This is a genomic window from Deinococcus yavapaiensis KR-236, from assembly GCF_003217515.1.
In the GTDB taxonomy this organism is placed as follows: domain Bacteria; phylum Deinococcota; class Deinococci; order Deinococcales; family Deinococcaceae; genus Deinococcus_A; species Deinococcus_A yavapaiensis.
The window spans coordinates 98569-124060 of the sequence record NZ_QJSX01000004.1 but is presented as its reverse complement, the minus strand read 5'-3'; the positions used below and the strand labels follow the sequence as shown (position 1 = coordinate 124060).

Sequence of the window (25492 nt, the reverse complement as noted above, 5' to 3'; positions counted from 1 at the left end):
GATCACACGCGCCTCAGAAAGTGAGATGTGACGAACTCGGCGGCGTCTTCGGGCGTCTTCACGTCCCCGACCGCTCGCGCTTCCTCCACGGCCCGCAAGGCTTCCCCGACGATCGGGCCGGGATCGACGCCGAGCAAGGCCATGATGTCGGCGCCGCGCAGCAGGGGAGACGGCGCGGCCGGTTGCTCTTCGAGCGCTTCAAGGACCAGGCTCATGGCCGCTTGGTACGCGAAGCGCGTGGCGGGCGTGGAGTCGGGTCCGCGCGCCGCCTCGCGGTCGGCGAGCATGAGGCGTAGAAGGTCGGGAAGAAGGGCGCGGCGTCGATGCACGAAGCGCCGCGCTTCTCGTGGCGAGCTCGGCAAGGGCAGCATGTGCGCCTTCACGAGGGCCGCCGCGCGTTCGACGACGTCGAGCGGGAACTTCAGGCGCGTGAGGACGTCGCGCGTGATCTCCGCGCCGACACGGTCATGGGCGTGAAAGCTCGGCCGTCCGGTGCCCGAGTCTCGCTCCAGCGCCCGGGGTTTGCCCACGTCGTGCAGCAGCGTGGCGAGCCGCAGCGTGAGGCTCGCGTCCTCGAAACGAGCGATGAGCTGATGAAGCGCCTCGACCCCGTGTCGAAACACGTCGAGATGATGAAAGCCGCCTTGCGTCACGCCGATTCCTTCGCGCAGTTCCGGCAGATACAACTGCAGCAAGCCGAGATCTTCGAGCAACTCCACGCCGTCGGCGGCCCGGTCGTGACCGAGGAGGGCGCTCAACTCGTCGCGGACGCGCTCGAAGGCGGGAAGGGGCAAGTTCGATCGCGCGAGGCGCGCGACGGTCTCACGCGTCGACGCCTCGATGGAGAATCCCAGCGTGACCGACAACCGCGCCGCTCGCAGGAGGCGCAAAGGATCGTCGACGAGATTCGCCTCGCTCACCATACGCAGCGTTCGGCGTTTCAGGTCCGCTCGTCCCCCGAGCGGATCGATCACTTGGCCGTCCTCGCGCATGGCGAGGGCGTTGACGGTGAAGTCGCGACGCGCGAGGTCCGCCTCCACGGCGTGCGGCAGCGGCACGAAGTCGTGCTGCTCGCCGCGCCCGACTGCGCGCCAGTAGCCGCGCTCCTCGTCGATTTCGAACGCGCTGCCGCCGAGGCGGGCGGCCACTTCCCGCGCCGCCGCCTCGGGGTCGCGCGCCAGCCAATCGAAGTCTTTCGGCTTCACGCGCCTCAGCACGTCGCGCGCCGCACCGCCGACGAGCAGGCTGTTCGCCGGAAACGCGGGCAGGCGCGGTCGAAAGAAGAGCACGTGCTGGATTGTAGACGATGCTCATCCCGGCGGCGAATTATCTTCATAAAATACTCAGGTGAGCCGACTCGTCGTCTTCGCCTGTCTTTTCCTGCTCGCCGCGTGCGCGCCACGCCCCGCTTCCTACGGCGGCGGCGAGACGCCGTACACGGGCGACCTCACGCTTCGCCCCGAGGGCACGCCGGACGTCGTGATCTTCTCGGTGGCGGGCCGCTGCTCGGCTTTTTGCACGACCGCGCCTCAAGACAACTGGGACTACCTCACGCCGCGCGGCACCGTGGCCGCGATCGCGAACGCCTTTCGCGCCAAGAGCTTCAAGGTCGAGACGTACGGCTACTCGTCGAACTTGTTCGAAACGCACCGCTCGGGCATCTCCAACAAGGACGAGGCGGGCTTCTTGAAGCTCGAGGCGGACTTTCGGCGGGTGAGCGACGAGTTCGTGCGTGGCAAGGCCAATCCCACGCGCATCGTGCTGCTGGCGCACTCGCACGGCGCGAACTGGACGCACACGCTCGCAAAGCTGTATCCGTATACGCCGATCGCGCTCATGATCGACCTCGACGCCATCTGCGCCCTGTGGGATCTCGACAACCGACCCGCGTTCGAAACGCTGTACCGCGAACGCGGCGGGTCGCCGTGGGCGTTCGATCCCTCGCGGGCGTGCGACGTGACGTACATTCGACGAAAGGCGTACCGTGTCAAGGACATCGCCTTTCCGAACGTCGCCTTGAACCTCGAAGTGCAAAGTCAACGAGTCGTGCCGGGCGGCACCTCGGACGATCCGCGGAACTTGCCCGCCAACTTGCCCTTCGACACCACGAACAACGTGCGCCTCGACGGATCGCGCGACGGCATCGAGACGTTGACGTCGTGGACGGAGGATCACTCCACCGTGACGCGCCCGACGAGTCGCGCGATGAAGTGGGTATTGTCGTACGTCGAGGCGCTCGACTGGAGATGACATGCCCAAGCGGCGCAAGTCGATTCAGCGGCGCTCAACATCGAGGACGGATTAAGCGTTACCCTAAGAAATCGTGAAGCATCTTCACGATGTGCGAGGTGCTTTCATGACGCTTTCTTCGACGACGCTGCCCCACGTTCTTTCCACGCTCGCCCGCACTTGGACGCTCGAACTCGTTGGCAAGCCCAGCGTGACGAGTTCGCCGGACGAAGCGGCCTTCGGTCCGTGGCTCGCGAGTCGCTTGCGAAGCCTCGCGTACTTCGCCGACCGTCCCGACGACGTGTGGCTGGAGCGCACGAAGGACGACGCGCGAGAACGCTTCGTCGTGTTCGCCCTCGTGCGCGGCCGAGGTGAGCGCACGGTCCTCCTCACCGGGCACTACGACGTTGTCGGCGTGGAGAACTACGGACCGCTCGCCGACGACGCCGGCCGTCCCGAGCGCCTCGCGCCTCGCCTCGTCGAAGACTTGCGCGCCCGCGGATCGAGCGCCGCCGACCGCCTCGCCTTCACGGACCTCGCGAGCGGCGAATTCTTGCCGGGGCGGGGCCTGCTCGACATGAAAGGCGGCCTCGGCGCGGGCCTCGCCGTCCTCGAAGCGTTCTCGCGGCACGAGGACCGCGAAGGCAACTTGCTCTTCGTCGCCGTGCCCGACGAGGAGGACGCCTCGCACGGCATGCGTACGGCCGCGCCGCTTCTGCCGACGATCTCCGCTCGGCACGACCTCGACTTCGTCGGCGCCGTGAACCTCGACGCGGAAACCGACCTCGGAAGCGGCGCGCTCGGACGCTCGGTGTTCCTCGGTTCGGTCGGCAAGCTCTTGCCGAGCGTCCTGCTCGTCGGGCGGCCCACGCACGCCGGAACGCCCTTCGACGGACTCAGCGCGTCGCTCATGGCGTCCGAACTCGTCCGTCTCGTCGAGAACAACCCCGACTTCGCCGACCCCGGACTGCCCGGCGAGCCTGGCACGCCTCCGGTGCTGCTGCAACTTGCTGACTCCAAGGACCGATACGACGTCACGACGCCCGACACCGTTTGGTGCGCCTTCAACATCTTGACGCGTCAATGGGGTGTCACCGACGTCCTCCGAGCATTCACCGACGGCGCTCGACAAGCCTTGCGATGCGCCCTGGACGTGACGCGCGAACGCGCCGAGCGGCACGCTCGTTTTGCCGCGACGCCCCCGGCGACGTTCGATCACGCGCCGCGGGTCTTGACGTACGCCGAACTGCGCGCCCTCGTCGACCGCGCGGGAAAGGGCGCCGACCTCGACGCGCTCGCCGTCCGCCTCGCGGGCGACTCTTCCCTCGACACGCCGCGCGTCTCGCGCCTGCTCACCGAGGCCGCCGTGCGCCTCGCCGACGTGCGCGGTCCCGCCGCCGTCGTGACCTTCGCGTCGCTGTACTACCCGGCGGCGCTTCTCGGGGACGCGCCGAAAGCGCTTCGCCTGCGCCGCGCCGTCGAGAAGGTCACGGCGCGCCTCGCCCATGAAACCGGCGAGAGCTTGACCGTGCGAAACTTCTTCACCGGCGTGTCCGACATGAGCTTTCTCGCCGGCCGACCCGACGCCGAGGACGTGAGCGCCGTGAACGCCAACTCGCCCGCCTACGGCAGCCGCCTCACCTTCGACTACGATCGGCTCGCCGAGTGCGCCCTTCCCAGCGTGAACGCGGGGCCTTGGGGTCGTGACTACCACCAACGAACCGAACGCGCCCACGTTCGCTACGCTTTCGAGACCCTCCCGGCCCTCCTCGCGGCGTTGTGCGAGGAAATGCTGACGGGCGAACCGTCTTAAGAAACGCTATTGGGACTCTCGAGCCAGGTACGGTACCTTCCGGGCAGGACATTCACTGCTCCTCACTCTCGTACGTACGACCTCGGAGGTCCGAATGAATTCGTCATCGCTCAAACGTCTCGCCGTGTTGAGTTCGACTGCCTTGCTCGCCGCGTCGAGCGTCGCCTTCGCCGATCTGCCCCAAGTTCGTCAACGTGGCGAGCTTCGCATCGTTATGAGCGGCGAGTACCCGCCGTTCTCGCAGCCCGGCCCGAACAACACCTTGCAAGGCTTCGACGTTGACGTCGCCCGCGAAATCGCGCGTCGACTCGGCGTGAAGGCCACGATCATCAAGGCCGAGTTCTCGTCGATCATCGCGGGGCTTCAAGCCGGCCAATTCGACCTCGCCGTCGCTTCGCAGTCCAAGACTCCCGAGCGCGAGCGCGCCATCGACTTTCTCAAGACGCCGTACTACTACGACGGCTTCCAACTGTTCGTGCCGAGCAACTCGACCGCGACGACCCTCTCGGGATTGAACGGAGGATCGGTCGCCGTCGCCCTCGGTACGGTCTTCGAGAAGTACCTGCGTGACCAGAAGTACCCGAACATCGTCACGTACAGCGGCGAGCAGGAGATTTTCCTGGCGCTTTCGTCGGGTCGCGCGGCGGGCATGATCACGACGCGCTCCGTCGGTTCGATCGCCATCAAGAACGGCCAGAAGCTCAAGGCGGCCGGAAAGGTCCTCGCCGAGGACAATCCCTACATCACGCTCGGCAAGAACAACCCGCAACTCAAGGCGGCCGTCGAGCGCGCCTTGGGAGGCATGCGGCAGGACGGCACGCTGCGCCGCATTTCCGTGAAGTGGATCGGAAGCGACATCACGCGTCCAACCGCTGATCGCTGACCGCCTCGGAGTTCCGCCTTCGCCGTCGGCCCGCGCCTTCACGCTCGGGCCGACGGTTCGCTCTATCGGAGGTCCGCTGTCATGCTCGACGTTTTCACGCCCGACGTTCTCAACGCCTTGTGGCAAGGCACGCGCGTCACGCTCGGCCTCACCGTGCTCGCGTCCGTCTTCGGCCTCGGCCTCGGCCTCGTCGCCGCCCTCGGCCGATTGTCGAGGCTGGGGCCGCTTCGTCTGCTCGCGGGCATTTACATCGAGATCTTTCGCGGCACGCCCCTCTTGGTGCAGCTCTTCTTCTTGTTCTTCGCCTTGCCGCAACTCACCAAGGTCACCTTGCCGCCCTTTCAGACGGCGGTGATCGGCCTGAGCCTGTTCGCGGGCGCGTACGCCGCCGAAGTCATTCGCGCCGCCTTGCTGAGCGTACCGCGCGGACAAGCGGAAGCGGCGAGCGCCCTGGGCCTCAAGCCCACGCAAGTCTTGCGGCTCGTTCTCGTGCCGCAAGCCGCCAGGATCGCCGTGCCCGGCCTCGGCAACCAATTCATCGGCCTTCTCAAGGACTCCAGCCTCGCCTCCGTCATCACCGTCACGGAACTGCTGCTCACCACGCGCGGCATCGTCAGCAGCAACTACCAGCCCGTCCCGATGTACTTCGCCGTCGGCGTGATCTACTTCGTTTTGTCGAACGCCGCCGCGTGGGTGTTTCGCCGCATGGAGCATCGATTGGCGCGCCCGTACGCGGTCGCTCGCTGAAAGCACGAGGAAGGAGGCCGGGCGAACCCGGCCTCCTTCCTCGTGCTCAGGACGTTTAGACCGCCGGGCAGTTGTCGACGACCGGGAGGTAGTTCGTGTTGAGCGTGTCCGTTTGGCCGAGCGGGCTGTGGGCCACGATTTGAACGCGCGTTCCGCCGATGATGACGGGATTGACGATCGGGCTGACGATGATCGCTTGAGCAGTGAGCTTGTCGTTCGGAACGGACAAGGGCACCGAGCCGGGGCTCGTGAAGAAGTCGACCGTCACGCGCGAGCCCGTGTTGGTGGTGTTGGTGACGTTCAACGCGCCGCTCACGCTGCCCGTCGTCGCGCCTTGCAAGCGTGCGTCGACCGTGTTGACGCTGCCCGCGTAATTGAACGCCAACTGCAAGTTCGTCGCGCGGTCGTCACAAATGACCGGACCGGAGTACGTTCCGCCACGGAACGGCACGTTTTGCACCGTGAACTGACTCGTCAACGTCAAGCTGCTCTCGTCGATGATCAAGTCGCCACCCGACGACAAGCCACCACACGAAGCGAGTACCGCACTCAAACCGACCAACGCGAAAGCCTTTTTCATATCTTTCACTGTGCAAGGCCATTCTGACGCGTTCGTGACGAACGCTTTAGCAAGCGCTGAGGGTTCTGCCAATGCTAAAATCTACGGTCATGACCGTAAACGTCAAAGCTGCACTCAAGTCCGCCGTGGAGGAGGCCGGGCGCGCCCTCGGCGCGACCATCGAGGCCGTCGTCCAAGAAACGCCGCCCGACAAGCCGGGCGATTACGGCACACCCGCCGCCTTTCTCCTCGCCAAGGCGCTTCGCCAAAATCCGGCGCAAATCGCCGCGAAGCTCGCCGAGAGCGTCGTGCTGCCGCTCGGCGTCGCCCGCGCCGAGGCGGTCGGGCCGTACCTGAACTTCTTTCTCGACCCCGGCGCCTTCGTGCAAGCGGTCGTGCAAGGCGAGGGGCGCGTCGACGTCAAGCCCGGCAAGGTCGTCGTCGAACACACGGCCGTGAACCCCAACAAGGAGTTGCACGTCGGGCACTTGCGCAACGTCGTCTTGGGCGACTCCATGGCGCGCGTCTTCAAAGCCGCCGGGCACCGCGTGGAAGTCCAGAACTACATCGACGACACGGGTCGGCAAGCCGCCGAGTCCTTGTTCGCCCGCGATCACTACTACCCGAACGGCTGGCAGGACGCCTTCGAGGCGTGGCGCGTGAATCAGCCAGCGTGGAAGGCGCGCCTCGACCATTGGCTCGGCGAGCTGTACGTGCGGCTCAACGCCGATCCTCGAAAGGCCGAACTCGAACCCGGCATTCGCGACGTCATGCACAAGCTCGAAGCGGGCGAGTTGAGAACCGAGATCGAGGAGATGGTGAAAGCGCAACTCCAGACCTGCTTCGCCCTCGGAGCCGAGTACGACTTGTTGACGTGGGAGTCCGACATCGTCGGAAGCGGCTTTCTGAAGCGCGCGATGGACTTGCTGAAGTCGAGTCCGTACTGCTCGCATCCCACCGAGGGAAAGTACGCGGGCGCCTTCGTGATGGACATGAGCGAGTTCATTCCCGGCCTCGAAGATCCCACGCTCGTCCTCGTCCGCAGCGACGGCACGGCGACGTACACGGCCAAGGACATCGCGCAGCAATTTTGGAAGTTCGGCCTCTTCGAGGGACTCAAGTACAAGGCGTTCATGGAGCAGCCGAGCGGCGAGATGCTGTACACGTCGCATCCCGACGGCGAGCCGAGCGGTGATTTCGCGCACGCCACCGAGGTCATCAACGTCATCGACGATCGTCAAAGCCATCCGCAGAAGATCGTGAAAGCGTCGCTCGCCGTCGCGGAAGCCAACGAGCAAAGCGAACGCTCCTTTCACCTCGCGTACGGCACGGTGCTTCTCGAAGGGCAGGCGATGTCGGGCCGCAAGGGCATCACTCTGAGCGTCGACGAAGTTCTGGCCGAAGCGCAAGCCCGGGCGAAGGCCGTCCTCGGCGACCGCGAACTCGGCGACGCGGACGAAGTCGCCCGCAAGGTCGGCATCGGCGCTTTGCGCTTCGCGATGCTCAAGAGCGAACCGACGCGTCAAATCGACTTTCGCTGGGATCAGGCGCTTGCGCTGACGGGCGACACGGCGCCGTACGCCCAATACGCGGCGGTGCGTGCCTCGAAGATCGTGCAAAGGGCGAGCGCCGCCGGGCTTTCCTCTCAGCGCGCGGACTTCGCGCGGCTCACGACCCTCGAACTCGACCTTGCCAAAGTCGTCGCTCGCGCCCCCGAGATCCTCGAGGCGTCGGTGCGGCAGCATTCTCCGCACGTCGTGGCGCAGTACGCCCTCGACTTGGCGACGGCCTTCAACGGTTGGTACAACCACAAGGACGAAGGCGGCAAGAACGACACGAACGTCATGGCGAGCCCCGAGGGACTGCGAGAAGCGCGCCTCGCCCTCGTCGAACGCATGCACGCCGCGCTCGTCGAGACGCTCGGCTGGCTCGGCATCGAAGTCCCGTCCGAGATGTGACTCGTCGTCGCCTCCTTTCCTCCGCTCCGAGAGGAGGTGACCGCCGAGGCGTCACGGCAGCATTTCGTTGTCACCGCTGGCCTCCGCTGGACTCGCCGTCGAAGCGGGTGCGCCGAGAAAGTCGAGCAGCAAGTTGGTCACGCGAACCGGCTCGTCGCTCATGACCCAGTGCGAAGCCATGGGGAGGCGCACGACGCGCAGGTTCGGCACCCACTTGTGCAAGTCCTCGGTGTTGCCGGGCTCCAAGGCGACGTCCTTCTCGCCCCAGATCAGAAGCGTGGAAACGTCGATTCGTGGAAACGCCGATACAGGTCGGAAGCGGACGAGCGCGCGGTAGTAGTTGATCATCGCGGTGAGCGCGCCGGGCCGCGAGAGCGCTTCGCGGTATCGTTGGGCGTCCTCGTCGGTGAAGCCTTCGGGCCGCGTGCTCGTGCCCCTGAAGAACTCGGCGACGTTAGGAAGCATTCGGCGAATCAGGAACTCCGGCAGGAACGGCAGTTGGAACAACGCCACGTACCGCGACTTGCGCCGCTGCCGAGGATTGCGAGCGAGCTCGCGGCGAAACGCCTTCGGGTGAGGCGCGTTGAGAATCACGAGCTTCGCCACGACGTTCGGAAACGACGCCGCGACTTGCCACGCGACGACGCCGCCCCAATCGTGCCCGACGACGACGGCTCGCTCCCGTCCCTGAGCCCGCACGAGCTCGGCGACGTCCGAGGCGAGAAGGTCCAATTTGTAGCCTTCCACGCCCACGGGCTTGTCGGACAAGTCGTAGCCGCGCATGTCGGGAGCCACGACGCGGTAACCCGCGCGGGCCAACGGCGGCAATTGATGCCGCCACGCGTACCAGAATTCCGGAAATCCGTGCAGCAGCACCACGAGCGGTCCGCTCGTCGGTCCGGCCACGGCGACGTGCAAGCGGACGCCGTTGACTTGGAGGTCTTGGAAAGCGACTTCACCCGATCGCGTCATGCCTCAGCTTGACGCACGGCGCGTGAAAAGTCTCGACGCTACCTTGGCAAATGATGAACGCCTTGGCGTGCCGTCTCAGGCGGGTCATCCACGGTCTTCCTACAATGCCCTCAGCGTGCTGGAAGACGACGCATCCCGTGACCGAAACGACGCCAGACACGCCCTCCGATTCGTCGTGATCGTCGTGCTTCTCATCGTGGCCTTCGCGGTGCTCGCGCGTTGGGTGGATGTCTCGGCGGGCGGATTCGCGCCTCTGGGTCCCGCCTATATCACGCTGGGCTTCGCGTTGCTGATCGCTGCGACCGGCTTGACGATGATTCGACTCGGGCCGACGCGTTCGATGCGGCTGTGGCTGGCGGTACTGCTCGGCGGCCTCAGCGGCGTGGCTTTCGAGCGAGCGTTCGTCGGCGGCAGCCCCGCGCTGCAGTTCCTGCTGCTGCTCGTCGTGACGAGCAGCGTGATCCTGACGTGGATCGTCGGGCACCGCGAGGTGCACAAGCGTGACGTGGCGCGCGATCCTCTCACGAACCTTTTGACGCGCGAAGGTCTCACGCGCGCGTACGAGACGTTGCCGATCGGTACGCCGTGCGGCGTCGTCATGCTGGACCTCAACGACCTCAAGACCGTCAACGACATCGGGGGACACAGCGCGGGCGACGCGCACATCCTGGGCGTCGCCCGCGCGATTCGCGCCGCCTTTCCCGGCTTCGCGCTCGTGAGCCGGTGGGGCGGCGACGAGTTCCTTGTGCTCGTTCCTCAAGCTCCGTCCGAGCGCATCATGAAGTGGGTGAAAGCCGCTCTGGCCGCCGCGCCCGCTCCGACGCCGGGCGTTCCCGCCTTCGCGTTCGGTCTCGCCGAAGCTTGCTCGCCCGAGCCCTTGCTGCGCGCCGTGGCGGTCGCCGACCAAGACATGTACGACATGAAGAGCCGCAAGTACACGCCGGGCGGACGTGACGTGTCGTGGGGCGTGGAGGACGTCGTGCGCCTTTTGCAAAACCTCGACACCGTTCAAGACCTGCTCGGGGAAGGACTGGAAGCCGTGCGGGCGTTGCTGGGCTTCGAGGGCAGCGCGGTGTGGCGGGTGCGCGGCGACTTCCTCACCCTCGTGGAGGTGTACGGCGCGCCCAGCACGAACGTGCGAAGCGCGTCCGACGCCTTGCGGCGCCTAGAAGTGCGCTTGTCGCGCGGCGGCGGCGTCTTCATGCCGCTGCTGAGTGGCAGCACCGTCGCCGTCGCCGATTTCACGAGCGTCCGCGTCGACCGTGAGGCGGGCGCGCTCGCCGAACTGCAACGGCACGGCCTCAAAAGCATTCTCGTGGCGCCCGTGCACGCTCGCAGCGAAGTGGAGTGGCTGCTCACCGTCTTCTCCTTCGACACGTGGCGCACGATCACGCCGCAAGCGCGGCGCGTCATGGAAGTTCTCGCGCTGCGCGTGTCGCATGTCTTGGAGCGCGACCGCGTCGTGCGCCTCGTGCGCGAGACGCTCGAAGGCGGCTTGCTCGGCCTCGGCGTGGCCCTCGAAGCGCGCGCTCTGGAAATGGCCGGTCATACCGACCGCGTCGTGGCGCGCGCCCAGCGAGTCGGCGAGGCGATGGGACTCAGCCTCTCGCAACTCGGCGAGTTACGGCAAGGCGCGTACCTGCACGACATCGGCAAGCTCGCCGTGCCCGACTCGGTGTTGCTCAAACCCGGCCCGCTCACGTCCGACGAGACGGCCGTGATGCGCACCCACGCTCAACGCGGCGCCGAGATCGCGTCGCGCATTCCGGGTCTCACCCTCGGCGCCCTGGAAGTCATCTTGCATCACCACGAGCGCTGGGACGGCTCGGGGTACCCGCACGGCTTGAGCGACGACGAGATTCCGCTGCTGGCACGCATCTTCGCGGTGGTGGACGTCTACGACGCGCTCACGAGCGAACGCGTGTACAAGAAGGCTTGGTCGTCCACCGAAGCGATCGAGGAACTCAAGCGCCAAGCGGGCTGTCAATTCGATCCGGCCGTCGTCGACGCCTTCGTGAAGCTCACCGCGCCCGAGCGCGCGAACTGAGTGCGTCCACGCCGACGCTCGGTTGGCTACACGTATTTCTCGCCGCGCACGACCGAGACGTCTTCCACGTACGCGATCACGGCGAAATGCGGAAAGTACGTCGCGGCGAGGTGCTCTAGCACTCGGTCGGCGACGTCGGGCGACACGATGGACTCCAGCTTGACGTTGTGCCCTTCCCACTCGGAGGCGCGCACGCCGCGCGATCCTTCACCGCGCACCTCCGTGACGGTGTGCCCGCGCGCCCCGAGGCGCTTGACGTCGCGCACGAGGCGCTCTTCGAGCAAAGCTTCAGCGATGATGGTGACGCGTTTGAGGACGACGGTTTTCACGTTGACTCCTGAACGCGCTTCACATCAGGCCGTGAAGCGCCCGCGAAAGGGCGTACATGAGGGGAATTCCCACGCTGAGGTTGAACGGGAAGGTCACTCCGAGCGACGCGCCGAGGTACAGCGCGGGATTGGCTTGTGGAAGCGCGATGCGCACGGCGGCGGGCGCGGCGATGTACGACGCGCTCGCCGCCATCACGCCGAGAATCGTGCTGCCCCCGATCGACAAGCCCGAGAGCGTCGCGAGCAGCACGCCGACCGAGCCGTTCACGATCGGCGCGAGCAGACCGAAGCCGATCACGAAAGGGCCGACCTTCTTCAAATCCCGAATGCGCCCCGCCGCCACCATGCCCATCTCCAACAAGAACAGCACGAGCGCGCCCTTGAAGGGATCGACGAAGAACGGCGCGACTTGCGCGAGGCCCGCCTTGCCGCCGAGCGCGCCGATCACGAGCCCGCCGAGCAGCACGAACAGGCTGCGGCCCGTGAGAAGCTCTCGCCACACCTCGGCGCGCCCGCTCGCGGCGCCGGGCGCGCTCACTTCCAAACGCGAGCGGGCGATGGAGAGCGCCACGACGATCGCCGGGACTTCCAGCAAGGCGACGAGGGCGGGCATGAAGCCTTCCACGCGAACGTCGAGCGCCGACATCGTCGTGATCGCCGCCGTGAACGTCACGGCGCTCACCGAACCGTAGTGCGCGGCGACGGCCGCCGCGTCCGCCACGCCGAATCGCCCGACGCGGCGCATCACGGCGTACACCACGACGGGAATCGTCACGCCCAGCACGAGGGTCGCTAGCGCGGGCAGCACGAGGGTCGCGAAGGGCGTCTCCGACAGCTCGGCGCCCCCCTTGAGGCCGATCGAGAGGAGCAGGTAGATCGACAGCGACGTGTACAGCGCCTCGGGAAGGCGCAAATCGCTGCGTACGAACACGGCGACCATGCCGAGCACGAACGCCAGCACCATCGGCGAAAGCAGGTTCAGCCGCAACAAGTCGAGGGCGTCCACGAGGCGATACGGTAACACGCGCGAGCGGACGTGTGCGCTCACTGCTCTAGAAAGGCCACGAAACCGTGTTAGCGTGCAGGCGACGTGACAGACGTGACCGCGCTCGCCTTCCGCTTGGCCGACCGACTCGCCACGGTGCCCGGCATCGTCGCCGTCCTCTTGGGTGGCTCTCGCGCCCGCGGCGCGGCGCGGCCCGACTCCGATCTCGACTTGGGCTTGTACTACGAAGGCCCGCGCGCCTTGAACGTCGACGCGTTGAGCGCGCTGTGCCGCGACGTGGACGAAGGCGCCGCGCGTCCGACCGTGCCCGGAGGTTGGGGTCCGTGGGTGGACGGCGGCGCTTGGCTGACGGTTCAGGGTCAGCGCGTCGACTTCATCTACCGCGACTTGAAGCGCGTGACGACGAGCGTCGAGGACGCCTTGGCGGGCCGAGTGACGCTGCACGCTCAAGTCGGCCATCCGCATGGAATTCACGGTCACCACTACGCGGCCGAATTGGCGCTCGGAATCGTCTTGAGCGACGTCGATGGTCGTGTCGATCGGTTGAAGTCGCTCGTGAAGGAGTATCCGCCCTTGCTCAGCGAGGCCCTGCTGCGGCAGTACGCCTGGCAAGCGGAGTTTTGGCTCGCCGGGGCCCTCAAGGCGAGAGGGCGCGGCGACGTGCACTGGTTGCAAGGATGCGCTTTTCAAGCTGTCATGGCGATGGTGCAGACGCTATGCGCGCGCCACGGCGTTTGGCTGACGAACGAGAAGGGCGCCGTTTCCGTCGCGGCGAGCGTTCCGAGCGCGCCTCATCACTTCGAGGCGCGAGTTCGGACGGCCCTGTCGGCGCTCGATCTCGAAGCCGTGCGCACGCTGGCGCGGGAAGTCGCCGACTCGGCGTAGCACCAAGATGAAGGGCGAGGCGCAATACCGCCTCGCCCTTCATTGATTTTGCTTGGCCGCTCAGTAGCGCTCGGCCACCGTCTTGAGTTGCAGGAAGTACTCCAAATAGTTCGGGCCGCCCGCCTTGGAGTCCGTGCCGCTCATGTTGAAGCCGCCGAAGGGCTGCACGCCCACGAGCGCGCCGGTGATCTTGCGGTTGATGTACAAGTTGCCGACTTCGAACTCGGTGCGGGCCCGCTCGATGCGCTCGCGCTTCTTCGTGAACACGCCGCCCGTGAGGCCGTACTCGGTGCCGTTGGCGATCTTGAGGGCCTCGTCGAAGTTCTTGGCGCGAATCACGGCGACCACGGGACCGAAGATCTCGTCTTGGGATACCTTCGCGCCCGGCTCGACGTCATCGAAGATCGTGGGCTCGACGAAATGTCCGACGGAATTATCGACGTTGCCGCCCGCGAGAAGCTTGCCTTCCGTCTTGCCGATCTCGATGTACCGCGCGACCTTCTCGAAGCTCTCGGCGTTCACGAGCGGCGTGACGTTCGCGTTCTCCTCGCCGGAACCGACCTTGAGAGCCTTCGTCTTCTCGACGACCTTTTCGATCAAGGCGTCGTGCACCTCGTCCACGACGATGAGGCGGCTCATCGCCGAGCACTTCTGACCGGCGAAGCCGAAGGCGCTTTGCACGGCGGCCGTCGCCGCTTCGTCGAGGTCCGCCGTTTCGTCCACGATGAGCGCGTCTTTTCCGCCCATCTCCAGCACGACGCGCTTGAGCCACTTCTGGCCGGGCTGCACTTTCGCGGCGTTCTCGTTGATCATGAGGCCCACTTGACGCGATCCCGTAAAGGTCACGAAGCGCGTCTTCGGGTGCTTCACGAGGTAGTCGCCGACTTCCTCACCGAGGCCCGGCAGGAACGCGAGGACGCCTTCGGGCAACCCCGCCTCGAGCATGACGTCCACGACCCACGCGGCGATGACGCCGGTGTCCTCGGCGGGCTTGGCGATGACGCAGTTGCCCACGACGATCGGCGCGGCGAGCATGCCCGTGAAGATCGCGAAGGGAAAGTTCCACGGCGAGATCGACACGCCCACGCCGATCGGGATGTGATGCAGACGGTTCTCTTCGTGCGGAAAGTCGTGCGTCTCGCCCGGCACCGCGTACTTCATGCTTTGGCGCGCGTAGTATTCCAGGAAGTCGATGGCCTCGGCGGTGTCGGCGTCCGCCTCGGCCCAGCTCTTGCCCGCCTCCAAACTCATGAGAGCCGAGAACTCGTGCTTGCGGCGCCGCAGGATCGCCGCCGCCTTCACGAGGATGCGCGCGCGGGCGTCCATGCTCCACGTCTTCCAGTCCTCCCAGGCCTTCCAAGCGACTTCGAGGGCGTACTCGGCGTCTTCTTTCGTCGCCTTGGCCGTGTAACCCACGACTTCGCTGTGCTTGGCGGGATTCGTGCTGGCGATGGTCTCCTTGGTTTCCATGCGCTTGCCGCCGATCACGAGCGGGTACGTGCGCCCCAGCGTCGCGCGGACCTTCGCGAGGGCGTCCTCGTAAGCTTTCTTGTTCTCGGGCAGGCTGAAGTCGGTGAACGGCTCGTTCTTGAACGGAGTGAGTTTCAACATACGGGTCTCCTTGCGCTCGCCGTCAAGGCGAGGGTTGTCGTGCGCGCTCGGCCCAGTAGGCCCAAACGTCGGTGTAAAGGTTCGCCCAGCAGTCCGCGTCGTCGTCGTGCGCTTCGGCGAACTCCACGAACGCGAGGACGGCGGACGCCTGAGAATCGGTGAGGCGTTCGAATCGGCGGGCCTTGAGGTCGTACCACGGATCGGGCGAGAGGGCGTGCATCACGGCCTCGAACGCGCTGCAAGCGAGCATCGGTTCGTGGCGAAGCGAGCGGGTCAGGTAGGCGGGCAGGTAGTACGCGAAGCCGACCTCGTCCAAAAACGAGAACGGGCTGTAGAAGTCGATGTCTTGAGCAGGAAGGTCCCACCACGGTCCTTGCCAGTCCTGCTCGCGCGCGGCTCGGCGCGCCGCTTCGTCTCCGTAGCGATCGATGACGCGCGCTTCGCTCAGCGTCACGCCGTCCCCGAGCGTCACGTCGTCGAAGGCTCGACGGATGGATGCGAGCAGGTGCTGTCTCGTCACGTCGGTCATGAGAGGCTCCTGGAACGCTCGGCCCAGTACGACCAGGCGTCCGAGTAGAAAATGTTCTCGTTCGGGTCGTGCTCCTCGGCGTACTCCAGAAAGGCGGCGATCGCGGCGGCTTGCGGCGGCGTGATCGCGCCGAAGTTTTCGACGAGGTTGGACGGATTGAGCGCGAAGAGCGCGATGTTGGTGCTGTCGCGTTGCAAGTCGCTTCGCAGCGCGTCGGTGAGGTACGCGGGAAGGTAGAACGCGAAGCCCGCGTCGTCGAGAAACGAGATCGGCCATGGATTTTGCAAGTCGTCGCTGGGAAGTTCCCACCACGCGTCCTTGCGATCGAGCGCGCGGGCGGCTTTGCGTTCCTCGAGCGATCCGTACGAATCGATGACGTCCGCTTCCCGCAGGCTCACGCCGCTTCCAAGTGTCACGTCCTCGAACGCCGCTCGAATCATCGCCAGCAATTCGTCTTTGGTCATAACGTCACCACGCGGCCGCTTCGCCGTGCGTCTTCCGCCGCGAACGCCAAGACGTGGCTTTCGACCTCCAAGTCGAGGGGCAGGGGAGAGCCGCTTCGCACGGCGCCCACGAAGGTGTGCATGAGGCCGTCGTCCCCTCCGCCGTGACCGCCGCCCGACATGCCCGTCGGCGCGGTGATCGGAACGACTTCGGGTTGGGCGCCACCTCGGAAGCTGGCCTCGTCGTGGTCTTGAATCGTGATTTCCTGCGAGGCGCCCGTGAAAGTGCCGCGCAACGTGGCCTTCATGCCGTCGATTCGCAGGGTGCGTCCCTCGACCGCGCTGTGTCCGTGCACCGTGAGGGTGCCGCTCGCGCCGGAGTCGAATTGAAACGCGACGACTTGATGATCGACGACGTCGTTGTCGCTTCGATACACGCAGCGGCCGTACGGTCCGGTCTGCAGGGCCTGCTCGCGCGCCTCGAAGCTCGGGTCGGGCGAAATGACGCTCGTGGGCCATCCGACGCTCTGCGTGAGGTACGTCTTCGGAGCGTAAAACGGACAGGCGTCCGCGACCGGGCAACCGTCGAGGCAGCGCTGAGGCGCTCCGGGCGGCGCGTGTTCTTCTCGGAAGTGCAGCAAGCTCGCGAAGCTCGACAACCGCTCGATGCGCCGACCCGTGATCCACGTGAGCAAGTCGAGGTCGTGGCTGGCCTTCGCCAAGAGCATCGGGCTGCTGTCGACTTCTCGTCGCCAGTTGCCGCGCACGTACGAGTGCGCGAAGTGCAGCGCGTGGACGTTCTCGCGCCACTCCAAGTTCACGACGTCCCCGAGACGCCCGCTTCGCACGACGTCTCGGACGGCGCGGAAGAAGGGCGTGTAACGCAGCACGTACCCCAACATCAGCACGACGTCCGCGTTGCGCGCCGCGTCCACCACGCGGCGCGTGCCGTCCAAGGTGGACGCGATGGGCTTTTCGAGCATCGTGTGGTAACCCGCCCGCAGCGTCGCTTGGCCGCTCGCCTCGTGCTCACGGTCGGGCAGGGCGACGATGGCGGCGTCGGCGAGCTTCGGGCGGGCGAGCAGGTCGTGCCAGCGCGCGAACTGCCCCTCGCTCGGGATGCCGTGCGAAGCGGCGAACGTCGCGCGCTTGGCGTCGTCGGGCTCGGCCACGGCCACGATCCTCAACGACTCGGGATGCGCGAGCGCCCAAGCCCCGTACACGTCGGCGCCGCGATTGCCCGCGCCGAGCAGGACGGCCGTGACGGGCGGCATCTAGCTCTCGACCTCTTCGAGCACTTCGAGGAACACCTCGTCGAGGACGCCTCCGTTGATGAGGTCCTCGATGGCAGGCAGGACCGTGTCGGGCGTGAGGTCGCGCAAGACGAGCGTGTCCGTGACGGGCAGGTAGATGCCCGTGAGGCTCGCGTCGATGTCGTCGAGCGTTCGTAAGGTTCCCGCGTACCGCTCGCCGCTCGCCGTCTCCACGAGCACGTCGACCCGTCCCGCTTCTCGTAGTGCGATTTCGTCCGACACTCCCAACACGAACACGTTCGCGACCGCGCCTCTGAGTTCGATCATGGCCTCACCCTTTCAGCATGCCGCGCAGCACGAACAAGACGTTGGCGGGTCGCTCGGCGATGCGGCGAGAAAAGTACGCGTACCAATCGCGCCCGTACGGAATGTAGGCGCGCACGGTGAAGCCTTCCTTGGCGAGCCGCTTTTGCAAGTCGCGGCGGATGCCGTACAGCATCTGGAACTCGAATTGACTCTTGGGAATGCCGTGCGCGATCACGAAGCGTTTGACGTCCTCGATGATGCTCTCGTCGTGCGAGGCGACCGCCGTGTAATTTCCCGCCTTGAGGTGCGCGTACGTGAGACGGCGGTACGCGGCGTCCACGTCGGCCTTGTCGGGCATCGCGACCGTCTCGGGCTCCAGGTACGCGCCCTTCACGATGCGAAGATTCGGGTGCAGGTCGTCGAGGGCGGCGCGGTCCTGCTCGGTGCGGTACAAGTACGCTTGCAAGACCGTGCCGACCGTGTCGGTACCGAACTCCGACGCGAGCTCGCGAAATTGTGCGAGGGTCTCGTCGACGCGCGGGTGGTCCTCCATGTCGAGACGCACGAACGCCCCGATGTGCTGGGCGCGCGTGAGGATACGCCGTGCGTTCACCATGCCGAGGTTTTCGCCGCTCGCCGTCGTGAGGTCTTGCCCGATTTGGCTGAGCTTGATCGAGACGTACTTCGGGTAGGGCTTGCCGTCGAGAGCGTCCATGATCGCGAGGATCTTCTCGGCGAAGGTGTTGGCTTCCTCCTCGCTCGTGACCATCTCGCCGAGCAAGTCGAGGATGCCGTGAACGCCGTCTCGCTCCAGTTCCTCGACGGCGCGGACGGCGTCTTGCAGGTCGTCGCCTGCCACGAAGCGCTGCGCGACGCTCCAGCCGCGTGTGCGCACGACGCTCTCGACGGCTTTGTTGCCCGCCACCCCGAGGACGGCGGAGCGGTAGATACGGTCGATCATGATTCCTCCTGTTCGTCGAGCGCGTCGCCCGCCGTGGTGAGCAGGGACGTCGACGTGAGTTCGGCGAGGACGAGGGCGGCGAAGGTCCGGACGTGCGCCTTGGCGGCGTCACGGGCGGAACGTCCGTCGCCGCTCAGCACGCCGCTCAAAATGGCGTGGTGCTGTTCTCGGGTGTGCGGGTGGGCGTTGTACGTGCGCGTTTGGTGCTTGATGAGGGCGACGCGTTGCTCCAAGGTGCGTGCGAGGTCGAGGAGGGCCGAGTTGTGTGACGCCTCCATCACGGCGCGGTGAAAGGCGAGGTCGAGGGCCGTTTGCTCGCGGTAGTCTCGTCCGGCGGCTTCCAAGCGCTTCAGGGCTTCGCGCAACTTGCGGGCGTCCGCGTCGGTGTGGTGACGCGCGGCGAGTTCGGCCCCGAGGCCGTCGAGCGTTTCTCGCACCTCGTACACTTCTCGGGCTTCGTCGGCGCTCAGAACGCGCACCCACACGCCTCGGTTGGCGCTCGACGCAAGCAGGCCTTCTTGAACGAGGCGTTGGACCGCCTCGCGTATGGGCGTGCGGCTCACGCCGAGTAAGGTGCCGAGCTCGACCTCGCCGAGTTTCTCTCCCGGCGCGAACTTGCCGCCGAGGATGAGGTCGCGCAGGTGTGCGTACACCGTTTCGCGGACGAGGCCGGGCCGTTCGAACACGTTGGATATTGTATACAAAATCCAAACGCCTTCGCAACGAGGCGCGCCTTCATGCGCCATGACCCGAGTCATCGCCGAATCACTCCGAGTTCGCTACGGTAACTCTCGAAGGCAGGGGACACCTGCCTCACGAGCCGACGAGGATACTGAAGATGATCTCCGTGCGCCAAGCCTCTCCGAATCCTGCCTCTTCCGCCGCTTGGCGGACCGTGGCGGCCATTCTCGCCGTGCTGTCGCTTCTGTGGACGCCGATGCACGCCGCGATGGCCATAGAGATGCGCTTGACCGGGACCGAGACGTGCTCGCACTCCCATTCCGCGGAGTCGGTCCACGCCGATCCCCGACACGGCGGGTCGTCGAAGCACGAGCAGAACGCGCCGAAACGGCACGTGACGTCTCGCCAAGGCTGCGAGTGCGGCGCCGCGCCGGAGGTGACGCTTCCCGGCCAAGTCGTCCTCGCCTTGCCGCTCTCGGTCCCCACGGTCCCCGTCGCCCCGTCCACCCCGCGCGTTCGGACACTCGACACCACGCCCGTCGCGCGAGGGCCGCCCTTCCCGAGCTGAGTCAGGCACGAACGGGCTTCACGTCGCCCGGTTCGGTATTCCTTCGACCTCGCTCACCTCTCGGGAGTCTCGATCATGAATCACCTCGGCAAAATCCTGCTCGCCACCCTCGCCCTCGCCTCCACCGCACTCGCGCACACGACGAAGACCGTCGGCACGGGAACGAACCAATACAAGGTCATCGTCGGAAGTCGCGTCGAGCCTGCCACGACCATGCAGCTCAACGGCCTCGACCTCATCATCCGCACGATGAACGACCAGCCCGTCGAGAACCTCCAAAACAGCCTCAAAGCCGAAATCACCACGCTCGACGGCAAGTTCAAGCGGGAACTGACGATTCGCGCGCAGTTCGGCAAGCCCGGCTACTACACCGACGACTACGTCTTCTCGCAGCCCGGCCAGTACAAGATTCGCGTGTACGGCTACATCGGCACGACCTCGTTCGACGAGACCTACGAGACGCACGACGTGCTGAAGCTCGAAGACCTCATGTTCCCGCCCGTCACGGGCCGCTGAAGGAGCCAAGCCATGCGCAAGATCCTCACCCTGCTGACCGCCACGTTGCTGAGCTTCGCGCTCGCGCACGCCGAACTCGAAAAAGCGTCACCCGCCGAGGGCGCCAAGATTCCCGCTCCCCGCCAAGTCGTTTTGAGCTTCACCGAGGGCGTGCAAGTGCGCTTCTCGACCTTCAAGGTCTACCGCGTCGGTGACTCCGGCGACCGCCTCAAAGTCAACGGCCTCGCGGGTCAACTCGTGACGAAGGTCCTCGACCTCAAGAACGACGCCGCGAGCCGCGCCGACCTCGGCCTCGTGGCCCGCACGGGAACGCACGACGAGGTGACGCTGCGACTGCGCTCGAAGCTGCAGCCCGGCGCGTACGTCGTAATGTGGAAGGCCTTGAGCGACGACTCGCATCCTGTCACGGGCTACTACGTGTTCGACGTGCACTGACCGATGCTTTGGCTTCCGAAAACCCTGTTGTACCTCGGACTGGCCCTGCTGCTCGGCGGGGCGGTCTTTCGGCGATTCGTCTCACCCGAACCCCGCTCGCCCTTGCGGCCGCTCGTGGTCGGCGCGCTCCTCGTCGTGGTCGGCGCGCTGGGCACGGTCACGCTCACCCTCTCGGACCTCCTGGGGCCGTTCGGTCTCGCCGACTTCGCCGAGTACCTGTTGTCGAGCTCGGGCGGCACGGCCGTCTTGGCGACGCTCGCCCTCACGGCGGCCGTGCTCGCCTTCGAAGGCCAGCCCGTCAGGACATGGATCCCGACGGGCGTGGCGGGCGCGCTGCTCCTCGCGAGCGTCGCCGAGCAAGGGCACGGTCGCCAAAGCATCCTGCTGCTCGGCCTGCATGTCGTCCACCTCGCCGCGATGACGGCGTGGATCGGGGCGGTCGTGTTCCTCGTCGGCTTTCCCCGTGACGAAGCGACCTTTTGGCGGGGCGTCGAGCGATTGTCGAACCTCGGTCTGTGCAGCGTCGCCGTTCTCGTCGCCACGGGTCTCGCCGCGACCGTCCTCGCCTTGCCCGGCGTCGGGGCGCTCACGGGCAGTACGTACGGCCTCGCGTTGCTCGTCAAGCTCGGATTCTTCGGCGGGGTGTTGCTGCTCGCCGCCCTCAACAAGCTCGACTTTTTGAAGCGCCGCAAGTTACCGCAACTGCGCGGCGCCCTGCGCGTCGAGGCGGCCCTGCTCGTGTCCGTTCTCGCGTCGAGCGGCGTCCTCGCCACGACCGCGCCGCCCGAAGTTCCGGCGGCGGCGCTCGTCACTCCCTTCGAAACGACGCTCGGCGGGCGTCCGGTTCGAGGCGAGTTTAGCCTCGAACCGGGCGGCGTGCTCAGCGCGCGGATCGAGGCGGAACACGCGCCGTCCGCCGTCTTGCACATGACCGAGCACACCATGCCGCCCATACAGTTGACGTTCACCCGGACGGGAAGCGTGTATACCGCGCGAACGCGGCTGTGGATGAGCGGCGCTTGGAAAGCGACCGTTCGCGTGAACGACACGGCGACCGATGTGCCGCTGAACGTTCGTTGATCTCCCGAGCTTCCGCGCGTGGTACAACGACCTCGTGGAAGCGCACAACTATGATTGGCAATCGGTGCCGCGCGAACAAGTCAACGAGACGTTCGTGCGGCAACTCATCACCGGCGGCGGCGTCATGCTCGCCCGTCTCGAACTCAAGGTGGGCTGCGTCGTGCCCGTCCACTCGCATCACAACGAGCAGGTGTCGACGGTGCTGTCGGGCCGCATCAAGTTCTTCCTGGGCGAGCGCGAGTTGATTCTCGGTCCGGGCGAGACGCTCGTGATTCCGCCCCACGTGTCGCACGGCGCGGAAGTGCTCGAAGACTTCGTCGGCTTCGACATCTTCAACCCGCCGAGGGAAGACTGGATCAACGGCAGCGACGCGTACTTGCGCAAATGAAACAAGCGGCGGAGCTCTTCAAGCTCCGCCGCCGCGGTACCCGCCTGACATTGAGGGTACTCAGGCCTTCGAGGGGCTACCCTCGACGGGCACCTCCACCAACCGAATTAAAATACAGTCGGATCACCTCCCTTCCGTGGTAAAAGCATCTTACGCCTACGTCTCCGGCGGAACGAGAAGGGCGTCACAAAGCAGGCGTTTCGGCGGACGCCTTAAGCCGAACGCGCAGTAATAGCGCGACCAGCAAGGCGCCGAACGCGACACCCGCCTCGACGAACGGCACCACGTCCGTGCCGAACCGTGCCGACAAGACGCCCAGCAACCAGGGAAACAAGGTGCCGCCGAATCCGCCGCAAGCGAGCACGAGCGGCGCGAGACCCGTCGAGATGTTCTGACCGAACCATGCCAAGGTCGTCGCGAACAGTGGCGCGATGGCGAGGCCGACGAGCAGGTAAGCGAAGCGAGCGGCAGGCGTGGAGGCGAGCAGGAGCGCCACGATCGCAAGGACGAGCGCGCTCAAAATGATGCGCGGCAACTTGAAGCGCAGCGCGAGCGGCGCGCCCAGCAAGCGCCCGATCGTCACGGCGAGCCAAAAGCCGCTCGTCCAAGTCGCCGCGTTCACCACGCCGAGGTCGGACAAGTGGGCGGTCATCCACGACCCCACGCCCGCCTCCACGCCGACGTACAACACGAAGAACCCTCCGAACAGCGCGAGCGGCACGATCGGCGCGCGACCGGACGAGGCGACGGTCGTCTCCGGCAGGTGCGGCAGTCGCCCGGCGCTCAACAGCAGTCCGAGGGCCGTGAGTCCCAACAGCGCGTACGGCCAGGTCTGACCTCCGAGGGCCGAGACGCTCAGCGGCGCGAGAATGCTGCCGAGGCCGAAGCAGGCGTTGAGGATGTTCAAGACGCCCGCCGCCCTCACGCCGAGACGAGCGCCGCCGACGTTGAAGGTGACGCTGACGAAGCCGAAGCCGAAACCGGCGAGCGAAGCGCAGACGACCGCGAAGGTCCACGCGGGCGCGAAGGTCACGCCCGCGAGTCCGAGGGCGATCAACGCGGAACCCACCCTCAACAGTCCGCGGAGCTCCAGCCGCTTGAGCAGCCCTCCGGCGGCCAGAATGCCGAGCATCGATCCGAGAAAGTGAGAACTGGCGATGAGGCCGACATCGGCCCGCGAAACGTCGAAGCGCGCTTGCAACGCCGAGAAGGCGGGGCCGTAGACGGCCTGAAGCGCTCCGAGCAGAAGAAAGGCGATGAATCCGAGAACGTAGAACGAGCGCACGAGTACCCATCTTAAAGGGTTCAGATGCGGTTCGAGGAATCAGGTCGTCACGATGTCACGCTCGTCACCCGCGCCAGCACTTCCCGCCCGACTTGCAAGAACTCGCGAATCACGGGCGAGGTGTCGTCACGCCGCCAAGCCGCGTCGATCTCCACGACGGGCGCTCCGTCCAAACGGCGGTACGTCACGCCGGGAAGGGCGAGCTTGCTGAAGAACTGAATGGGCAAGAACAACCCGATGCCTGCAGCGACGAGGCTCAGCAGCGTCGGCACCTCGATTGCCTCCTGCACGATGCGCGGCTGAAAGCCCGCGTTCGTCGCCGCGCTCATCACCTGATCGAAGTACGTGGCGCGCACGTGACGAGGAAAGAACACGAAGTCGTGCTCACGCAAGTCCTCCAGCCGCAGCGATTCGCGCGCCGAGAGCGGGTGACGGCTCGGCAAGGCGACGATGAGCGGTTCGCGCCAAAGCGCCTCGCGGGCCAGCGAGGGATCGCGAACGGGCAGCAGCACGAAGCCGATGTCGATACGTCCTTCACGCAACGCCTGCTCCTGCTCGGCGGCCGTGAGCTCCAAGAGTTCCACGGCGACGCTCGGGTAGCGGTCGCGAAACGTCCGCACGACTTCCGGCAAGCCGCCGAAGGCGAGCCCGCTCACGAAACCCACGGCGAGCCGCCCGACCTCCCCGCGCGCCGCTTTGCGCGCCCGATCCGACGTCTGCTCCAACAAGCTCAGGATCTGCCGCGCGCCTACGAGAAACTCTCGACCGGCGGGCGTGAGTTCGACGCGGCGCGTGGTGCGGTTGAACAAGCGCACGCCCAGCTCTTCTTCGAGGTTGCGAATCGAGCCGCTGAGCGCCTGCTGCACGACGAACACGCGCTCGGCGGCCCGTCCGAAATGGCCTTCCTCGGCGAGGGCGACGAAGTAGCGAAGTTGACGGAACTCCATGAAGACAGTCTAGCGACGCGTCTCAGCGTTTTGCCTGGACAGGCGAGCGGAAGGCGGCGAGGACGCCTCCCGCTCGCCCCGGATCCATGCGCCAGTACGCCCCTTCGTTGCGACCTGGCAACACGAACGTCTGGAGTTTCGGGCGCTTCATCGCGAAGCCCAGGATGTCTTGGTAGTCGCGCTCGGAGAGCGTCGTGCGCGAGTTCGCGCGGACGGCGGCCGAAACGCGCGGCAAACGCTCCAACCCGCTGGGCGTCAGGAGGCGAAGCGTGAGGGCTTGCAGAAAGTCGCGGGTTCGGTCGATGCGGCCGATGTCGCCGCGCGCGTCGTGACGAAAGCGCAAGAACTCCTCGGCCTTCTGCCCGCCGAGGGTCTGACGGCCCGGCTGGAAGTGAATGTGGAGCTTGCCCGCGAAGTCGTCGTAGTTCATGGCCTTGCCCACGGTGAGCGTGACGCCGCCCGCCGCGTCCGTCAAGTCGCGTACGCCCCGCAAGTTCACGAGCACGTAGGCGTCGATTCCCACTCCTGTCATCGCGGTCACCGTGCGAACGAGGGCGTCCGCGCCCGAGCGCGGCAAGACCGAGTTGATTCGCGATCCCGAGGAACCCAGAAGCGTATCTCTGGGCAAGCTGAGCGTACGCACGACGTTTGCGCCCGGATCGAGTTGCACGAGCAAGATGGTGTCGGTCGGACTGCGAAACGACTCGACGCGCGCCCCGCGCGCCGTGTAGATGGGCGTCACGCCGGCCACGAGGTACGTTTTGACGCCTTGCGGCAAGGTCGGAATCGTGACGAACTTCCGGGGAGACAGGGGCGCGGCTCGGCGCGCCGTGGCCGTTGTCGCGGGCTTGACCGCCGTGCTGGCAGTCGTCGGGGTGCTCGGCTTCGCGGCCGTGCCCCCCTTGACGGAGCGAGAAGCGGTCGAAGCGGACTTCGTCACCTTCGCCGGGGTTCGGGCGGTTTGTGCGGGGGCCTTCGTCACCTTCACCTGGGTTTTCGTGGTCGGCGTGGACGCCGCTGGCGCCTTCGTTCGAGTTGTCGTGGTTCGCGTCGTAGTTTGG

Annotated in this window: 27 protein-coding genes; 12 read left to right on the top strand and 15 right to left on the bottom strand. The window is 66.2% G+C overall.

The features are described 5' to 3' along the window. Window positions 1-2: 2 nt before the first annotated feature. Complete coding sequence (locus DES52_RS06405) at window positions 3-1289, bottom strand: HD domain-containing protein (protein ID WP_110885969.1); 1287 nt, start codon at window positions 1287-1289, stop codon at window positions 3-5. Window positions 1290-1347: 58 nt separating this feature from the next. Between DES52_RS06405 and DES52_RS06400 the strand changes: the two genes are divergently transcribed. The 4 genes from DES52_RS06400 (at window position 1348) to DES52_RS06385 (ending at window position 5672) form a co-directional block, all read left to right on the top strand. Beyond that, window positions 1348-2250 (top strand): hypothetical protein, encoded by a 903-nt coding sequence (locus tag DES52_RS06400; RefSeq protein ID WP_110885968.1) that lies wholly within the window; start codon window positions 1348-1350, stop codon window positions 2248-2250. 106 nt (window positions 2251-2356) lie between these two features. Next, window positions 2357-4042: a M20/M25/M40 family metallo-hydrolase gene (locus tag DES52_RS06395; protein ID WP_110885967.1), complete on the top strand. Its 1686-nt coding sequence runs from the start codon at window positions 2357-2359 to the stop codon at window positions 4040-4042. A 94-nt stretch (window positions 4043-4136) separates the two neighbouring features. Next, the gene (locus tag DES52_RS06390) at window positions 4137-4925 is read left to right on the top strand and encodes a transporter substrate-binding domain-containing protein (RefSeq protein ID WP_110885966.1); all 789 of its coding nucleotides are present in this window, start codon (window positions 4137-4139) and stop codon (window positions 4923-4925) included. 81 nt (window positions 4926-5006) lie between these two features. Beyond that, window positions 5007-5672: an amino acid ABC transporter permease gene (locus tag DES52_RS06385; protein ID WP_110885965.1), complete on the top strand. Its 666-nt coding sequence runs from the start codon at window positions 5007-5009 to the stop codon at window positions 5670-5672. A gap of 55 nt (window positions 5673-5727) precedes the next feature. Here the strand turns inward: DES52_RS06385 and DES52_RS06380 are convergent, their stop codons facing one another. After that, window positions 5728-6252 carry a hypothetical protein gene (locus DES52_RS06380; protein ID WP_110885964.1) on the bottom strand — a complete coding sequence of 175 codons (525 nt, stop codon included), beginning with the start codon at window positions 6250-6252 and terminating at the stop codon, window positions 5728-5730. An 89-nt stretch (window positions 6253-6341) separates the two neighbouring features. Here DES52_RS06380 and DES52_RS06375 point away from each other — a divergent pair, with 89 nt between their 5' ends. Then, complete coding sequence (locus tag DES52_RS06375; RefSeq protein ID WP_110885963.1) at window positions 6342-8189, top strand: arginine--tRNA ligase; 1848 nt, start codon at window positions 6342-6344, stop codon at window positions 8187-8189. A 51-nt stretch (window positions 8190-8240) separates the two neighbouring features. Here DES52_RS06375 and DES52_RS06370 read toward each other — a convergent pair whose 3' ends face one another. Further along, on the bottom strand, window positions 8241-9161 hold the full coding sequence (locus DES52_RS06370) for an alpha/beta fold hydrolase (RefSeq protein WP_110885962.1): 921 nt from the start codon (window positions 9159-9161) through the stop codon (window positions 8241-8243). Window positions 9162-9336: 175 nt separating this feature from the next. Between DES52_RS06370 and DES52_RS06365 the strand changes: the two genes are divergently transcribed. Continuing rightward, window positions 9337-11208, top strand: coding sequence for an HD domain-containing phosphohydrolase (locus tag DES52_RS06365; protein ID WP_170130926.1), 1872 nt, complete (start codon window positions 9337-9339; stop codon window positions 11206-11208). A 26-nt stretch (window positions 11209-11234) separates the two neighbouring features. On the opposite strand, the gene DES52_RS06360 is transcribed toward DES52_RS06365, so the two are convergent. Together DES52_RS06360 and DES52_RS06355 are read right to left on the bottom strand one after the other, a co-directional pair. Next, window positions 11235-11537 (bottom strand): P-II family nitrogen regulator, encoded by a 303-nt coding sequence (locus DES52_RS06360; RefSeq protein WP_110885960.1) that lies wholly within the window; start codon window positions 11535-11537, stop codon window positions 11235-11237. Window positions 11538-11556: 19 nt separating this feature from the next. Next, window positions 11557-12561, bottom strand: a complete 1005-nt coding sequence (locus tag DES52_RS06355) for a sodium-dependent bicarbonate transport family permease (protein WP_211317872.1) — start codon at window positions 12559-12561, stop codon at window positions 11557-11559. A 66-nt stretch (window positions 12562-12627) separates the two neighbouring features. Here DES52_RS06355 and DES52_RS06350 point away from each other — a divergent pair, with 66 nt between their 5' ends. Beyond that, window positions 12628-13428 carry a nucleotidyltransferase domain-containing protein gene (locus DES52_RS06350; RefSeq protein ID WP_110885959.1) on the top strand — a complete coding sequence of 267 codons (801 nt, stop codon included), beginning with the start codon at window positions 12628-12630 and terminating at the stop codon, window positions 13426-13428. A 60-nt stretch (window positions 13429-13488) separates the two neighbouring features. Here the strand turns inward: DES52_RS06350 and pruA are convergent, their stop codons facing one another. The 7 genes from pruA to DES52_RS06315 are packed head-to-tail and all read right to left on the bottom strand — an operon-like array spanning window position 13489 to window position 19217. Continuing rightward, window positions 13489-15039, bottom strand: a complete 1551-nt coding sequence (gene pruA, locus DES52_RS06345) for an L-glutamate gamma-semialdehyde dehydrogenase (RefSeq protein ID WP_110885958.1) — start codon at window positions 15037-15039, stop codon at window positions 13489-13491. Window positions 15040-15061: 22 nt separating this feature from the next. Continuing rightward, window positions 15062-15568: a DUF6714 family protein gene (locus DES52_RS06340; RefSeq protein ID WP_110885957.1), complete on the bottom strand. Its 507-nt coding sequence runs from the start codon at window positions 15566-15568 to the stop codon at window positions 15062-15064. Next, on the bottom strand, window positions 15565-16032 hold the full coding sequence (locus tag DES52_RS06335; protein WP_110885956.1) for a DUF6714 family protein: 468 nt from the start codon (window positions 16030-16032) through the stop codon (window positions 15565-15567). The genes DES52_RS06340 and DES52_RS06335 overlap by 4 nt, the downstream gene beginning before the upstream one ends. Beyond that, a complete protein-coding gene (locus DES52_RS06330) occupies window positions 16029-17285 on the bottom strand; it encodes a Gfo/Idh/MocA family protein (protein WP_110885955.1) in 1257 nt (418 codons plus the stop codon). The genes DES52_RS06335 and DES52_RS06330 overlap by 4 nt, the downstream gene beginning before the upstream one ends. Then, complete coding sequence (locus tag DES52_RS06325) at window positions 17286-17591, bottom strand: hypothetical protein (protein WP_110885954.1); 306 nt, start codon at window positions 17589-17591, stop codon at window positions 17286-17288. Window positions 17592-17595: 4 nt separating this feature from the next. Then, the gene (locus tag DES52_RS06320) at window positions 17596-18531 is read right to left on the bottom strand and encodes a proline dehydrogenase family protein (protein ID WP_110885953.1); all 936 of its coding nucleotides are present in this window, start codon (window positions 18529-18531) and stop codon (window positions 17596-17598) included. After that, window positions 18528-19217, bottom strand: coding sequence for a GntR family transcriptional regulator (locus DES52_RS06315; protein ID WP_245900765.1), 690 nt, complete (start codon window positions 19215-19217; stop codon window positions 18528-18530). The genes DES52_RS06320 and DES52_RS06315 overlap by 4 nt, the downstream gene beginning before the upstream one ends. A gap of 152 nt (window positions 19218-19369) precedes the next feature. On the opposite strand from DES52_RS06315, the gene DES52_RS06310 reads away from it, so the two are divergent. The 5 genes from DES52_RS06310 (at window position 19370) to DES52_RS06290 (ending at window position 22199) form a co-directional block, all read left to right on the top strand. Beyond that, entirely contained in the window at window positions 19370-19780 is a 411-nt protein-coding gene (locus DES52_RS06310) for a DUF2946 family protein (protein WP_110885951.1), read from the top strand. Window positions 19781-19855: 75 nt separating this feature from the next. Next, a complete protein-coding gene (locus DES52_RS06305) occupies window positions 19856-20296 on the top strand; it encodes a hypothetical protein (protein WP_110885950.1) in 441 nt (146 codons plus the stop codon). 12 nt (window positions 20297-20308) lie between these two features. Next, window positions 20309-20731: a copper resistance CopC family protein gene (locus tag DES52_RS06300; protein WP_110885949.1), complete on the top strand. Its 423-nt coding sequence runs from the start codon at window positions 20309-20311 to the stop codon at window positions 20729-20731. Between the two features lie 3 nt (window positions 20732-20734). Next, window positions 20735-21811 (top strand): CopD family protein, encoded by a 1077-nt coding sequence (locus tag DES52_RS06295; RefSeq protein WP_110885948.1) that lies wholly within the window; start codon window positions 20735-20737, stop codon window positions 21809-21811. Between the two features lie 34 nt (window positions 21812-21845). Next, window positions 21846-22199: a cupin domain-containing protein gene (locus DES52_RS06290; protein ID WP_211317871.1), complete on the top strand. Its 354-nt coding sequence runs from the start codon at window positions 21846-21848 to the stop codon at window positions 22197-22199. A gap of 184 nt (window positions 22200-22383) precedes the next feature. Here the strand turns inward: DES52_RS06290 and DES52_RS06285 are convergent, their stop codons facing one another. From DES52_RS06285 to DES52_RS22515, 3 genes are read right to left on the bottom strand one after another with little or no spacing between them, the layout of a single operon-like run. Beyond that, the gene (locus DES52_RS06285; RefSeq protein WP_110885947.1) at window positions 22384-23484 is read right to left on the bottom strand and encodes an MFS transporter; all 1101 of its coding nucleotides are present in this window, start codon (window positions 23482-23484) and stop codon (window positions 22384-22386) included. Window positions 23485-23531: 47 nt separating this feature from the next. Beyond that, entirely contained in the window at window positions 23532-24431 is a 900-nt protein-coding gene (locus tag DES52_RS06280) for a LysR family transcriptional regulator (RefSeq protein WP_110885946.1), read from the bottom strand. A 22-nt stretch (window positions 24432-24453) separates the two neighbouring features. Then, a complete protein-coding gene (locus DES52_RS22515; protein ID WP_146237204.1) occupies window positions 24454-25413 on the bottom strand; it encodes an LCP family protein in 960 nt (319 codons plus the stop codon). Window positions 25414-25492: the final 79 nt, after the last annotated feature.

Excerpts from the sequence above, each read along its gene's own strand:
- DES52_RS06395 (WP_110885967.1), top strand. The coding sequence starts at position 2,357 with ATGACGCTTTCTTCGACGACGCTGCCCCACGTTCTTTCCACGCTCGCC.
- DES52_RS06390 (WP_110885966.1), top strand. The coding sequence starts at position 4,137 with ATGAATTCGTCATCGCTCAAACGTCTCGCCGTGTTGAGTTCGACTGCC.
- DES52_RS06385 (WP_110885965.1), top strand. The coding sequence starts at position 5,007 with ATGCTCGACGTTTTCACGCCCGACGTTCTCAACGCCTTGTGGCAAGGC.
- DES52_RS06380 (WP_110885964.1), bottom strand. The coding sequence starts at position 6,252 with ATGAAAAAGGCTTTCGCGTTGGTCGGTTTGAGTGCGGTACTCGCTTCG.
- DES52_RS06375 (WP_110885963.1), top strand. The coding sequence starts at position 6,342 with ATGACCGTAAACGTCAAAGCTGCACTCAAGTCCGCCGTGGAGGAGGCC.
- DES52_RS06370 (WP_110885962.1), bottom strand. The coding sequence starts at position 9,161 with ATGACGCGATCGGGTGAAGTCGCTTTCCAAGACCTCCAAGTCAACGGC.
- pruA (WP_110885958.1), bottom strand. The coding sequence starts at position 15,039 with ATGTTGAAACTCACTCCGTTCAAGAACGAGCCGTTCACCGACTTCAGC.
- DES52_RS06340 (WP_110885957.1), bottom strand. The coding sequence starts at position 15,568 with ATGACCGACGTGACGAGACAGCACCTGCTCGCATCCATCCGTCGAGCC.
- DES52_RS06335 (WP_110885956.1), bottom strand. The coding sequence starts at position 16,032 with ATGACCAAAGACGAATTGCTGGCGATGATTCGAGCGGCGTTCGAGGAC.
- DES52_RS06330 (WP_110885955.1), bottom strand. The coding sequence starts at position 17,285 with ATGCCGCCCGTCACGGCCGTCCTGCTCGGCGCGGGCAATCGCGGCGCC.
- DES52_RS06325 (WP_110885954.1), bottom strand. The coding sequence starts at position 17,591 with ATGATCGAACTCAGAGGCGCGGTCGCGAACGTGTTCGTGTTGGGAGTG.
- DES52_RS06320 (WP_110885953.1), bottom strand. The coding sequence starts at position 18,531 with ATGATCGACCGTATCTACCGCTCCGCCGTCCTCGGGGTGGCGGGCAAC.
- DES52_RS06310 (WP_110885951.1), top strand. The coding sequence starts at position 19,370 with ATGATCTCCGTGCGCCAAGCCTCTCCGAATCCTGCCTCTTCCGCCGCT.
- DES52_RS06305 (WP_110885950.1), top strand. The coding sequence starts at position 19,856 with ATGAATCACCTCGGCAAAATCCTGCTCGCCACCCTCGCCCTCGCCTCC.
- DES52_RS06300 (WP_110885949.1), top strand. The coding sequence starts at position 20,309 with ATGCGCAAGATCCTCACCCTGCTGACCGCCACGTTGCTGAGCTTCGCG.
- DES52_RS06295 (WP_110885948.1), top strand. The coding sequence starts at position 20,735 with ATGCTTTGGCTTCCGAAAACCCTGTTGTACCTCGGACTGGCCCTGCTG.
- DES52_RS06280 (WP_110885946.1), bottom strand. The coding sequence starts at position 24,431 with ATGGAGTTCCGTCAACTTCGCTACTTCGTCGCCCTCGCCGAGGAAGGC.